Below are 12,346 nucleotides of genomic sequence, written 5' to 3'. Positions count from 1 at the left end.
CGATGGGGTGAGCAACCACCCGGTGCGCATCGGCATCTCCGGCTGGCGCTACCGCCCGTGGCGCGGGGTCTTCTATCCCACCGGGCTGCCTCAGCGCCGCGAGCTGGAGCACGCGGCACGGTGCTTTGACACGATCGAGATCAACGGCTCGTTCTATGCCCTGCAGCGTCCGTCGAGCTATCAGCGGTGGGCCGCCGAGACACCTGAGGGTTTTGTCTTCTCGGTGAAGGGTCCCCGGTTCATCACGCATATGCTCCGGCTGCGCCGGGCACGGGTGCCGCTGGCCAACTTCTTTGCCTCCGGGGTGCTGGCGCTGGGCGACCGGCTCGGGCCGGTCCTGTGGCAGCTGCCCGAACGCCACGGGTATGACCCCGAGCAGCTGGCCGACTTCTTCGCGCTGCTGCCCCGGTCCACGACCGCTGCCGCGGAGCTGGCCCGGGAGCACGACGACAAGGTCGCCGACCGCACCTGGTTGCAGACTTCCGCCGAGCGCGAGATCCAGCACGTCCTGGAGGTGCGCAGCCCAGAGTTCGCCGACAACCCGGAGTTCATCGGGCTGCTGCGTGAGCACGCCATAGGTCTGGTGGTCGCCGACACGGCGCACCGCTGGCCCGAGCTGGACGCGGTGACCTCTCCGGTGGTCTACGTGCGGCTGCACGGCGACACCGAGCTCTATGTCAGCGGCTACTCACCGGCGGCGCTGCAGCGCTGGGCCGAGCGGATCAGGAGCTGGCGGCGCACCCACGACGTCTACGTCTACTTCGACAACGACGCCAAGGTCCATGCGCCGTTCAACGCCCAGGAACTCGTCGGGCTGCTCGAGGTGGCCCCACCTCCCGCAGCCGGTGAGCCGCGCCACACCCCCCGGTGACCAGACCGTCCCGCAGCGCCACGGCGGGAACAAGTCAGGCTGAGGCGGGTTGACCTAGTCATGCCGACGAACTCACGTGTGCCTCTGTCCGTCCTCGAACTGGTTCCGCGCTCGCAGGGCATGACGCCCGCTGACGCGATGCGGCACTCGACGGCACTGGCCACGCGGCTGGACGAGCTGGGCTACGAGCGGCTCTGGGTGGCCGAGCACCACGGCACCGAGGCGTTCATGTCCTCGGCGACCTCCCTGATCCTGGGGCACTTCGCCAACCACACCCCGCACGGCATACGGCTGGGTTCGGGTGGGGTCATGCTGCCCAACCACTCTCCGCTGATGGTCGCCGAGTACTACGGCACCCTGGCCACCCTCCACGGTGACCGTTTTGACCTCGGGCTGGGCCGCGCGCCCGGCACCGATCCCCTGACCGCGGCTGCCCTGGCCCGCAGCGCCAGCGGCCTCAACGACTTCGCCGGCAACGTGCTCGACCTGGTCAGCTATCTCGGTGACGGCGCGACCACGCGGGTGCGCGCCCTGCCCGGCGAGGGCACCAACGTCCCGATCTGGATGCTCGGCTCGTCCACCGGCGGTGCGCAGGTCGCCGCCGCGCTGGGCCTGCCGTTCAGCTTTGCCAGCCACTTCGCCCCGCAGCAGATGCGCGAGGCACTGGCCATCTATCGCGACCGGTTCAACGCCGACGCCGAGACCGCCCAGGTCGACCGGCCCACCGTGATGGCCGGCATCAATGTCCTCGTCGCCCCGTCGGAGGCCGAGGCGCACTACCTGTTCACGACGGCCCAGCAGATGGTCGCGGCGATCCGGACCGGCGGCTCGGCACCGCTGGCTCCCCCGGTCGACGACCTGGCCACCGTGATCCCCGAGGCCGCTCTGCCGATGATCAACGAGTTCCACTCCGTCAAGGCGGTCGGCGACCCCACGCAGGTGGTGCCGGTGCTGGAGGAGTTCGCTGCGGCCTACGACCTCGACGAACTCATCATCACGACCTACACCCACGACCCCGGCATGCGGCAGCGCTCCTTCGAGCTCCTCGCCGACGCCTGGGGGATCACGCCCCGCGTCTGACCCTGCCGGGTCCCACCGGCCGGCGGCGCTCCAACCCGGGACTTACCGGTCGGCGGCGCCCCGACCCGGGACTTACCGGTCGGCGGCGCCCCAACCAGGGACTTGCCCGGCCAGCCGCGCTCCGACTTCCCTCAGGGGTGGCGGGGCGCTGCCTGGCGGGCCAGTGCCAGCGGCGCGATCAGCGCGACGTCGCTGTCTGCGATGGTGCGCAACTCTTCCTCGTTGAGGACCTGCTCACCAGGGTCCTTGGTGTTCACCTGCGGCGGGATGCGCAACTTGTCGCGATAGGGCGTGGGCTCGCCGCGCGTGGCGTCGAGGACTTCCTTGACGTGATAGTCACGGGCGTCCTGCGCGGTGCGCTTGCCCGTCACGATGTCGTGCACCAAGTTGAACTTGAGGGTGTCGCTGGCGATGCTGCGACACCGCACCGACACCTCTCCTGCCGTGCGGTCGACCCGGATACTGCCGTCGAAGAGGGCCAACTCGCTCAGCTTCTCCGGCGACACTGCGTAGTCGATGACGCACTCGATGCAGTCGACGTGTGGCACCGGGAAGTTGTGGTTTTCGTACCACTCGGTCGCCACGACCCGCTTCCACGGCGCCGCGCCGTGCCAGGTCAGTTCGGTGGCGCTGACCTCGTTGGGCTCGCCGAACTGCTTGATCACCAGCTGTGCCGCTGTGCGGCTCTCGTGCGGCCACTCCTGGACCGCGATGATGCTCCTTGACTTCATGACGTGACCTCCTGTCTACTTTTTTCACAATACGCCTGAAAAATGGTTTCCGTGAGCAGAGGGCACACCTGCCCACTCAAGTTCAGGCTCCCAAAGGCTCCTGCGGGCGGGGTGAGCACCGTGGCCACATCATTGGGGTGCAGAACCAGGCACCGGTGACCGGTTCTGCACCCCAATGATGTCGGCGGGACCGCAACCGAGGTCGCCGAGGCTGAGGATGCGGTCTCGCGCGCCTGATCCACGGCAGAGGGCGGGATCAACTGTGCCCGGGACGGAGACGTCGTCCCGGGCCCAGTCGTGCGCCTAGCGGACGTACTTCCCGAGTGAGATCGCGACGCTGTTGCTCACCGCCCCCGGTGCGCCGATCACATAGCCGTGCGCGGGCCGCAACCGGGTCAGCTGGGTTTGGATCGGCCCAGGCAGGGAAGTCGGCCTGGTCAGGAGCACCGGGCTGTTGGTGGAGCCGGCCAGGGCCGCGCTCGCGAGCGCGTCAGGGAAGTCCAGACCGGTGGCGACATACGCACCTGGGACGTTCGCCGGGAACCTCGCCGCCACAGCGGCCGAGGTCGCATAGCGGTCTGTCCCAGACACACGGGTGACCTTGTTGGTGCTCGCCGTGGCGTACTGCGCCAGGGACTGGGCGACCCCGCTCGACACTGCTCCCGTGCCGCCGAGAACGACGATGCGCTGCGGCTTGAGCCTCGTCAGCTCGGCGCGCACTGAGGCGGGGATGGCGTCGGCGTTCACGAGCAGCAGCGGCGACCCGTTCGCCCCAGCGAGAGCCGCACCTGAGAGCGCGTCCGGGAAGGCGCGTCCCGTCGCGATGTATGCCGTGGAGACGCCTGAGGGGAACAGCGCGCTGATCTTGGCAGAGGTCTCGTAACGGTTGCTCCCGGAGATGCGGGTCACTGCGTCGGATCCCGACGCCTGTGCGTAGGTGCGCAGTTGCTGCAGCACGGTGTTGTTGATGGCGCTCGCGCCGCCCAGCACGACGATGCGGTGGGGCTTGAGCCGTTGCAGCTCGGTGATGGTGGCGTTGGGTAATGACCCGGAGCGGGTCAGCAGCACCGGCGCATCCACGGCGCCGGCGCGGGCTGCCCCCGCCAGAGCGTCGGGGAAGTCTGTTCCGGCGGCGACGAAGGCCACCGAGGCTCCCGACGGGAACCGCTGGGACACCGCCGCAGCCGTGGCATAGCGGTCGGATCCCTGCAGGCGGGTCACCTTGCTCGGGTCGACACTCGAGCACACCTCACCTGCGGCACGCGCGCAGAAGGTGTAGGTGCCGGCTCCGTCGGAGTACCGCGGGACCACCCGCAGGTGGTAGCGCCCCGCCAGCGTCGGGACCGTGGTCAGGGTGCACGTGTTGCCCGAGGAGCAGCTCCTGCTGGCGACCTGCGTGCCAGCCTGGTTGTAGAGGCTCACGGTGGTGGACAAACCGGTCGCCGTGACGTCGACGATGTGCTCGGAACCCGGCTTGACCGGGAAGTTGAAGAAGTCGGAGTCTGCCCTGTCCCGGGTCCCGGATCGCCGTGTCTCCAGGACGGAGTCGTGGACCTCACCCCGCCCGACCGGATACCCAGTCATCCTCGTGTTGTTGGACTCGTGGACCGAGGTCCAGCTGTGGCCCTGGTCGTACTGCCGCAGGACCCGCAACTTGTAGGTGCCGCTGTCGCTGCTGTATCTGGAGGTTGCTCGGACGAAGTAGGTCCCCGGGATGGACACGTTGAACGCCACGTACTGCTCGACGACACCCGTGCCTCCGGTGCCGCTGGCGACCTGGTTGCCGCCGGCGTCCCAGCCAGAGGTCACCATCTGCATCGCCGCGTCCAGGTACTCGACGGTGTAGACGCCGGGCTGGGGTGCGTGGAAGCGGATCCAGTCGACGTCTGCTCCGGCACCCGTGTGGGCGCTCGAGACGGGCTCGATGGCACGGCTGACCACATTCGACTGGCCCACGGTCACGGCGGGCGCGAGCATCCGGTGGCCGTCGGGCTCACCGTTGGACCCCCAGGTCAGCCCCTGGTCATACTGCGGGAGGACCCGGATGCGATAGGTCCCACGCTGACTGGTGTAGCGGCCCGCGACCCGCACGTGGTAGGTCCCGGGGATGCTGACGTTGACCACCATGCGCTGCGAGACTCCCCCGTCGCCACCGGTGCCGCTGGCGACCTGGGTGCTGCCGTGGTAGCCGACAAGCCGCGTGTTCAGGGTCGAGGCGACCTCGATGGTCTCCACGACATAGGTGCCTGCCGTGGGTGCCGAGAACCTGAACCAGTCCATCTCCCCGGCAGGATCGATGGCATCGGCAAGGCCGGTGTGCGACCCGACGGTGATGGCCCTGGCCTGGTCCCGCGGAGCGTTGATCTCGTGCTCATCGGGGCCCAGGTTCTCGGAAGTCGTCTCGTCCGGCGACGCGGTGACCGCGACGTCGTCAGCAGGTGGGGCGGCGAGGGAAGTGCCGGGGACAAGGATGAGAACCATCGCGCACACGGGCGCTATGGCTCGTCTCCACAGGGAGGGTCGGCTGAGTTTCATACGGGGGCTGCCTTTCTCACACGGAGTGGTGCGTGGCACACGGCACGCGCGCTGAGTGTAGGGACGGTCGGTCGCACATCTGTCGCGCTCACGTCGCGCTCGCCCCGGCATGCTCACTTGCCGGCGTGCTCACTTGCCGGCGTGCTCACCTGCCGACGTGCCCACATGATGGGAGGGAAGCACCCAGCACCCGGAAGGGACCAGGAGGTAGCCATGCTCGACCTGCCCACCCCACGGTCGTTGTGGCACAGCGACACCCAGACCCCTGCACGCGGTGGGGAGGTGCCCACAGACAACGACGTCGTGGTCGTCGGAGCGGGGATCGCCGGTCTGACGACGGCGTGTCGCCTGGCCCGCGCCGGACGACAGGTCACCGTGCTGGAGTCGCGCCAGGTCGGCGCCGGGGTCACCGGCAACACCACCGCCAAGATCAGCGCCCAGCACGGGCTGCACTATGAACGGCTCGGTCCGGAACGGGGCAAGCACTATGCGAGCGCTCAGCTCGCGGCGCTGGACTGGATCGCCGAGGAGGTGGCCGCGTCCGACGTGGACTGCGGTTTCGAGCGCCGGGACTCCTACGTCTACACGACCCGCGCAGACCGCCGGGACACCCTGGCCCGCGAGGCGGAGGCCATGGCGCTGGCCGGGCTGACCGCGACCGAGTTGCTCGACGCAGTGGACCTGCCGTTCGACGTCGCCGCCGCCGTGCGCCTGCCGGGACAGGCCCAGTTCCACCCGCAGCGGTGGCTGCTGCACCTGGCCGACCAGATCGAGGCCGCTGGCGGGCAGGTGATCGAGGCAGTGGCGGTCGTGGGGGTGCACGAGAGGGACGGCATACGGCTGGTCGACACCGCCACCGAGCGCGACGGCGAGGTCCGCACCGTCTCAGCCGCCCACGTGGTGATCGCCACGCACTATCCGATCCTGGACCGGGCACTGTTCTTCACCCGCCTGGGTCAGACCCGGGACCTGGTGGTCAGCGGGCCGGTCGAGAGCCCGGTCATGGAGGGGATGTTCCTCGACGCCGACGACGGCTACTCGCTGCGCACGGCACCGGGGTCGGACGACCGACTCATCATCGGCGGCGGACAGCACCCGCCGGGCACCCGCGTGGCGCAGAACAGCCTGTTCGGCGACCTGGCCGAGTGGGCGCACCGCTCGGTCGGGCTCCGCGAGGTCACGCACCGGTGGTCCGCGCACGACCTGACCACTCCGGACGGGGTGCCGTATGTCGGTCCCTACCTGCCCGGGAGCACGAACCTGTGGGTGGCGGCCGGGTTCAACCTGTGGGGGATGACGAACGGGACCGCCGCCGGGCTGCTGCTGCACCACCTGATCACCGACCAGGCCGACCCCGAGCAGGCCGGGCTGATGAACCCGAGCCGGGTGTCGCTGGACATGGTGCCCGGTGTGGTCAAGGACCAGGTCGCCGTCGGCACGCACCTGGTCGGCGGCGTGGTGCGCGCTGCCACCTCCGGTGCCGACCCGGCCGACCTCGCGGACGGCGAGGGACGGATCCGGCACGTCGGAGCGAGGGCGGTGGCCAGCTATCGCGACGAGGACGGGATGCTCCACGAGGTCTCCGGCCACTGCACCCACCTGGGCTGCGTGGTGCAGTTCAACGACGCCGAGCGGTCCTGGGACTGCCCGTGCCACGGCTCCCGCTTCGACATCGACGGCACCGTGCTGAACGGACCGGCCATCAAGCCGCTGGCCCCGTTCGAGCCCTCGTGACCGCCAGCGACCGGTCGTTCGCCGACAAGCCGACGCTCGTCGGTGACCTGGTGACCCTGCGCCCGGTGGCGCCGGAGGACCTGCCTGTCCTGGCCGACATACTGCGTGATCCGGAGGTGCGGCGGCTGACCGGGAGCGTCCACAGCACCGCCGCGGCGGAGGCTGGCGACGCGGAAGGCGACGACGCACGGCTGCGGCAGTGGTACTCCACGCGCAACGAGCAGACCGACCGGCTCGACCTGATGATCGTGGACAACGCCACCTCACAGACCGTCGGCGAGGTCGTGCTCAACGACTGGGACCGGGGCAACCGCAGCTGCGGGTTCCGCACCCTCGTGGGACCCGCCGGACGCAACCGCGGCCTGGGCAGCGAGGCACTGCGGCTGCTGGTCGACTATGCCTTCGCCCACCTGCCGTTGCACCGCATCGAGCTGGAGGTCTTTGCCTTCAATCCGCGCGCGCAGCGGGTCTACGGGAAGGCCGGTTTCGTGGTCGAGGGGCGGCGCCGAGAGGCGCTCCTGTATGACGGCGAGCCGGTCGACGCGATCATCATGGGTCTGTTGCGCAGCGAGTGGGCGGCCCGCGCGTCAGGCACCGGAACCGGCAGGATGAGGCCATGACGAGCACCCAGATCGAGGCGGTCGAGGGCGACATCACAACCCAACGGGTGGACGCGATCGTCAACGCCGCCAACTCATTGTTGCTCGGCGGCGGCGGGGTCGACGGCGCGATTCACGCCGCGGCCGGCCCGGCGCTGCTGGAGGAGTGCCGAGCGCTGCGGGCCGGCCGCTGGCACGACGGGTTGCCGGTGGGCCAGGCCGTCGCCACCGGAGCCGGGGACCTGCCGGCGCGGTGGGTGATCCACACGGTCGGCCCCAACCGGCACCGCGGTCAGACCGACCCCGCGCTGCTGGCCAGCTGTTTCTCCGCCAGTCTGGCCGTCGCGCAGGAAGTCGGCGCCCGGAGCGTCGCCTTCCCGGCGGTCTCGGCCGGGGTTTATGGCTGGGACGCCGGCCAGGTCGCGACCATTGCGGTCGAGACCGTCCGGAGCTGGACGACACAGGAGAGTCACGGCATACAGCTCGTGCGGTTCGTGCTCTTCGGCCGACCCGTGTTCGAGGCGTTCCAGCAGGAGCTCGCGGACTGATCCCGTGGCTGAGGCTCAGGTGAACAAGGAACAGGCCCTCGACGCTCTGCGCCGCGCGGCGCACCGTGGCCGCAAGCGGCATCTGCGGGTCTTTGTGTTCCTTCTCGGGGTGCTGGCGCTCGGACAGTTCGCGTGGATTGTCGCCACTGGTGTCACCCTCGCCAAGGTCGTCTCGGCACTGCTGTGGGTGCTGCTCATGGGCCTGTTCCACGTCTGGTGGCTGGCCACTCCGGCCGAGCACACCTACGACCCGGAGCACCTCAAGCGCACGCTCAGCGGCGGTGAACTGGTCCGTGGTGAGGTCGTGAAGGTCGGCACCGACCACCGCCTGACGGTGCGGGTCGGCGGTGAGGAGGGCAGGCCGACGGACCTGGTCTGGACGACCGTCCGGCAGGTCCGTGCCCTGCGCGGGGGCGATCCGCTCTGGCTCAGCCCACCGGCCCGGCGCGGGGAGCACATCGTGGCAATCGCCGCCCGGCGCAGGGCCAGCGTCCCGCCCGACGACGAGCCGCTGGTGCTCTGGCCGCTCAGCGCCGCATGGACCACGGGCCCGTGGGACTGAGCTGTCGGCGCGTCTGCGGGACGTGCTGCGTGCACGGGATGCGGGTCGGCTGTCAAACCCCCGGGCCTGCCATGATGCCAAGGTGAGCACTCCCGACGCGAACGTCCCGACCGCACGCGCTATCTCGCCCGACTCGGGGACGCACTGGACCGCTGAGGGCGCCTGGCAGGTGCAGTCCGGGATCTATCGCATCCCGCTCCCCCTGCCGCAGGACGGGCTGCGTGCCGTCAACGTCTATGCCATCGAGACCGACAGCGGGCTGACGCTCATCGACGGAGGCTGGGCGATCGAGGCGTCCCGGGCGGTGCTGGAGCGCTCCCTGGCTCAGATCGGCTACTCCCCCAAGGACATTCGCTCATTCCTCGTGACTCACGTGCACCGCGACCACTACACGCAGGCGGTCGTGCTGGGCCGTGAGTTCGGCTCGCACGTCAGCCTCGGCCTGCCCGAGAAGACCTCTCTCGACATTCTGCAGAGTTCTCAGCCGGGTGAGAGCCACCACACTCCGCAACTCCGACTGGCGGGGGCCGTCGAGATCGCGGAGCAGTGGGCTGCCGCACACGTGGCCCTCCAGCACGAAGATCCGGGGCCGTCGGTGTGGGCCTATCCCGACACCTGGCTCGAGGGAGACCATCAGATCGCCGTGGGCACACGGTCGCTCGACGCGGTCTCGACCCCGGGGCACACCCAGGGCCACTACGTCTTCGCCGAGCAGGCCAGCGGCATCCTGTTCGCCGGTGACCACGTGCTGCCGACGATCACCCCCTCGATCGGCTTCGAGGGCTCCAACCCGGTGGAGCCGCTGGGTGACTTCATGGCCTCGCTGACCAAAGTCCGGGCCCTGCCGGATCTAACCGTCCTCCCGGCGCACGGACCGGTGGGTATGTCGTCCCACGAGCGGGTGGACCAGCTCCTGGAGCACCACGAGCACCGCCTGCGCCTCTGCCTGGACGCGTTCGCCGACGAGGCGCAGCAGAGCGCCGGGGGTGAGCACACGGCATACGAGGTGGCACAGGTGCTGCCCTGGACCCGGCACGAGCACGCCTTCGGCACGCTCGACCTGTTCAACTCCGCGCTGGCCACGATGGAGACCCGCGCGCACCTCAAGCTGCTGGTCGCCCGCGGTGCCCTTGAGGTCCGCGAGGTCGACGACGCGGAGATCTATCGCCGTCCCGCGACCCCGTGAGGAAGGAGCGCCAGGGATGAGTGCCCTGCGCATATCGCTGCTGACTCTGCTGGTGGCCGGGAGTCATCTCCTGATGGCCGGCTGCACCGGCAGTGACGACTCTCCCGTGGTGGACACCGATCCGCCCGTGGTGGACACCGAAGCGGCACCTGTCGTTTGACACCGGGGCGCGGGAGTCGGCACCCTTTGCCGTCCACGCCGACGAGCCGCTGTGGCTCTATGTCGACTATGTATTCCTCGATCCCGACAACGAGGGCGTCACCTGGGGCGGGGACGAGGAGCCGGGGCGAGCACTGTTCATCCACGCCTCCGACGAGGTGCGACCGATCAGCTGATCGACGACTGCGCGCCGATGCCTGCAGCCGGTCCGGGTCGCAGGCGCGCTGACGTCAGTGGTGCTGCCCCAGCAGCCGGTCCATCTGAGAGGGCACGGAGTGCGGTGCCAGGGTGAGCCGTCCCGGACCGGCGACGATCGCCAGGTTCTGGTCGGCCAGTGCGGAGGACAGCCGCAGGCGCCGGTGCACCGGCAGACCCGGCAGGAGGTATGCCGGCACCACCACCAGGTCTGAGGGCCGCACCTCGGCGAGGAGCACGTCTCCCGACCGGCTTGCGGGCCGGAAGTCATAGTCCGTCTTGGCGAGAAGCTGGCTGACCTGGGCCTGGTCGTCGCCGATCACCACCAGGTCGATGTCACTCTTGGCCGCGAGGCGTCGGGCCACCTCTAGGGTGAGCCGCGCATCCTCACCGTGCCACGAGATGCCACCGGTCCCCGGGACCACCAGCACGCGGTCCCATTGTGAGGTCAGATGAACTGCGACAGTGGGTATCTCGGCACCGGCACCGACACCGTCCAGCTCGCTGCCGAAGAAGTAGTTTGCGCCCGGTTTTGGCCCCTCCCAGCCGAGCAGGAGCAGGGTGGCGTCGGTCTCCTCGACGAGCTCGAGGGTCCCGTCGACGTAGGACTGGGACAATCGCACCATGCCCTCACAGTCATAGCCGGCCTCCTCAGCGGCCCGCTCGGCCTCCTCGACGCACCGGCGTGCGGCAGCCTTGCCCTCGCGCCTGGCCACGGCGAACGGGATCTCCACCCCGTCGTCCCCGCGGGCAACCCGTCCCGCGAGATCGACGAGGGGCCCGACGTCCTGGGTGGTCGAGCTCACGTCGACCAGCACCCGCTCCCCGATGGCCTCGGTGCTCGGCGGGACCGCGGGCATCTTCCTGATGAAGTGCTGCGTGCCAAAACTGGTCAGCAGCGCGGCGATGACGATGGTGACGATCGAGGCGTTGACCACCCGCTGCTCGAACAGCCCGATCTCGAGTCCGATCTGGCCGACTGCCAGCGTGGAGGCCGCCTGGCCGATGCTCAGCGAGCCGATGAGCCCGCGCTCGGCGGAGGAGTACTTGAAGAAGATGCCCGCCACGATCACCGCGAGGCCCTTGCCGACGATGACCAGCAAGATGAAGACCACGGCCATCAGGATCGTGCGCGGGTCCACCAGCGCCGCGGGGTCGATCCGCAGTCCGATGGACACGAGGAAGGCGGGGATGAAGACGCTGGAGCCGACGAAGTCGATGCGCTCCATGAGCTCGCTGTTCCTGGGCACCAGCGGGTTGAGTCCGATGCCGGCCAGGAAGGCCCCGATGATGCCGGCAACACCACCGAGCTCGGCCAGCGTGGCGGCCGCCGCCATCGCGGCGAGAGCAAACAGCACTCGTTGCATCCTGGAGCGGCCCACCCTGGTGAAGAACCACTCTCCGATCCTGGGCAGGAGCCACAGCGCAAAGAAGACCAGCAGCGGGATGCTCAGCCACAGCGGCAGGTTGGGGGCAGCGCCGACATCCACGTCCGGCTCGACCGCTTCCACCACCGCGTAGGTCGTGGCGACCGCCAGCACCAAGAGTGCCAGGACGTCGGCCACCACCCCACCGGACATGGCGTCCCGCACGGCACGGGTCTGCTCCAGGCCGGCCGCCCGCACGTCCGGGTAGGCGACCAGGGTGTTGGAGGCCCACATGGACCCCAGGAGTGCGGCGGCCAGGATCCCCGCCTCGAAGTAGGCCATCCCCGCCGCGACGCTCAGACCGAACGGGACGACGAAGGACAGCAGGCCAAAGCCCAGGGCGCTCTGCCGGTTCTCGTTGAAGGCCTTGATGTTGAATCCGAGGCCGGCCAGGAACATCAGATAGAGGATGCCGATCGAGCCGAGGTCGAACACCAGGTCGGCCCGCCCCATCCAGCCCAGCCCGAAAGGACCGAAGAGCATACCCAGGAAGATCAGGGCGAGCAGGCCGGGCACCCGCAACTTGGCACCCAGGATCGGGCCGGCCAGGATCGCCACCAGGAGGACCAGCAGGGTCATCTCGACCGTGCCGGACAACTGCGTCATCTCGCTGTGCCGAAGGGGTGCGCCATGACGGGAGAGTAGCGGAAGCTTCAGGGTGGCAAGCTCACAGTCGGGGCCCGGCGGCCGCTGCCGTCGGGCCCCGACCCGTGAGGGTG

11 protein-coding genes are annotated in these 12,346 nt (G+C 69.5%); 8 read left to right on the top strand and 3 right to left on the bottom strand.

Annotated features, from left to right (window positions below):
- Positions 1-7: 7 nt before the first annotated feature.
- Entirely contained in the window at positions 8-871 is an 864-nt protein-coding gene (locus FNH13_RS06880; protein ID WP_143782781.1) for a DUF72 domain-containing protein, read from the top strand.
- A 60-nt stretch (positions 872-931) separates the two neighbouring features.
- Positions 932-1,951 carry an LLM class flavin-dependent oxidoreductase gene (locus FNH13_RS06875; RefSeq protein ID WP_143782780.1) on the top strand — a complete coding sequence of 340 codons (1,020 nt, stop codon included), beginning with the start codon at positions 932-934 and terminating at the stop codon, positions 1,949-1,951.
- 131 nt (positions 1,952-2,082) lie between these two features.
- Here the strand turns inward: FNH13_RS06875 and FNH13_RS06870 are convergent, their stop codons facing one another.
- The gene (locus FNH13_RS06870) at positions 2,083-2,682 is read right to left on the bottom strand and encodes a hypothetical protein (protein WP_143782779.1); all 600 of its coding nucleotides are present in this window, start codon (positions 2,680-2,682) and stop codon (positions 2,083-2,085) included.
- 303 nt (positions 2,683-2,985) lie between these two features.
- Complete coding sequence (locus tag FNH13_RS06865) at positions 2,986-5,163, bottom strand: cell wall-binding repeat-containing protein (RefSeq protein WP_165700042.1); 2,178 nt, start codon at positions 5,161-5,163, stop codon at positions 2,986-2,988.
- 267 nt (positions 5,164-5,430) lie between these two features.
- Here FNH13_RS06865 and FNH13_RS06860 point away from each other — a divergent pair, with 267 nt between their 5' ends.
- The 6 genes from FNH13_RS06860 (at position 5,431) to FNH13_RS06835 (ending at position 10,181) form a co-directional block, all read left to right on the top strand.
- Positions 5,431-6,951: an FAD-dependent oxidoreductase gene (locus FNH13_RS06860; RefSeq protein ID WP_143782777.1), complete on the top strand. Its 1,521-nt coding sequence runs from the start codon at positions 5,431-5,433 to the stop codon at positions 6,949-6,951.
- Entirely contained in the window at positions 6,948-7,571 is a 624-nt protein-coding gene (locus FNH13_RS06855; RefSeq protein WP_143782776.1) for a GNAT family N-acetyltransferase, read from the top strand. The genes FNH13_RS06860 and FNH13_RS06855 overlap by 4 nt, the downstream gene beginning before the upstream one ends.
- On the top strand, positions 7,568-8,098 hold the full coding sequence (locus FNH13_RS06850) for an O-acetyl-ADP-ribose deacetylase (protein WP_143782775.1): 531 nt from the start codon (positions 7,568-7,570) through the stop codon (positions 8,096-8,098). The genes FNH13_RS06855 and FNH13_RS06850 overlap by 4 nt, the downstream gene beginning before the upstream one ends.
- A 4-nt stretch (positions 8,099-8,102) precedes the next feature.
- A complete protein-coding gene (locus FNH13_RS06845; RefSeq protein WP_143782774.1) occupies positions 8,103-8,660 on the top strand; it encodes a hypothetical protein in 558 nt (185 codons plus the stop codon).
- A gap of 82 nt (positions 8,661-8,742) precedes the next feature.
- The gene (locus FNH13_RS06840) at positions 8,743-9,846 is read left to right on the top strand and encodes an MBL fold metallo-hydrolase (protein ID WP_143782773.1); all 1,104 of its coding nucleotides are present in this window, start codon (positions 8,743-8,745) and stop codon (positions 9,844-9,846) included.
- Positions 9,847-9,938: 92 nt separating this feature from the next.
- Positions 9,939-10,181, top strand: a complete 243-nt coding sequence (locus FNH13_RS06835) for a hypothetical protein (RefSeq protein ID WP_143782772.1) — start codon at positions 9,939-9,941, stop codon at positions 10,179-10,181.
- A 54-nt stretch (positions 10,182-10,235) separates the two neighbouring features.
- Here the strand turns inward: FNH13_RS06835 and FNH13_RS06830 are convergent, their stop codons facing one another.
- Positions 10,236-12,233, bottom strand: a complete 1,998-nt coding sequence (locus FNH13_RS06830) for a cation:proton antiporter (protein WP_143782771.1) — start codon at positions 12,231-12,233, stop codon at positions 10,236-10,238.
- Positions 12,234-12,346: the final 113 nt, after the last annotated feature.

It is taken from the genome of Ornithinimicrobium ciconiae (assembly GCF_007197575.1).
Taxonomy (GTDB): domain Bacteria; phylum Actinomycetota; class Actinomycetes; order Actinomycetales; family Dermatophilaceae; genus Ornithinicoccus; species Ornithinicoccus ciconiae.
Note: the sequence above shows the minus strand (reverse complement) of the source record. Positions and strands in the feature narration are given on the sequence as shown.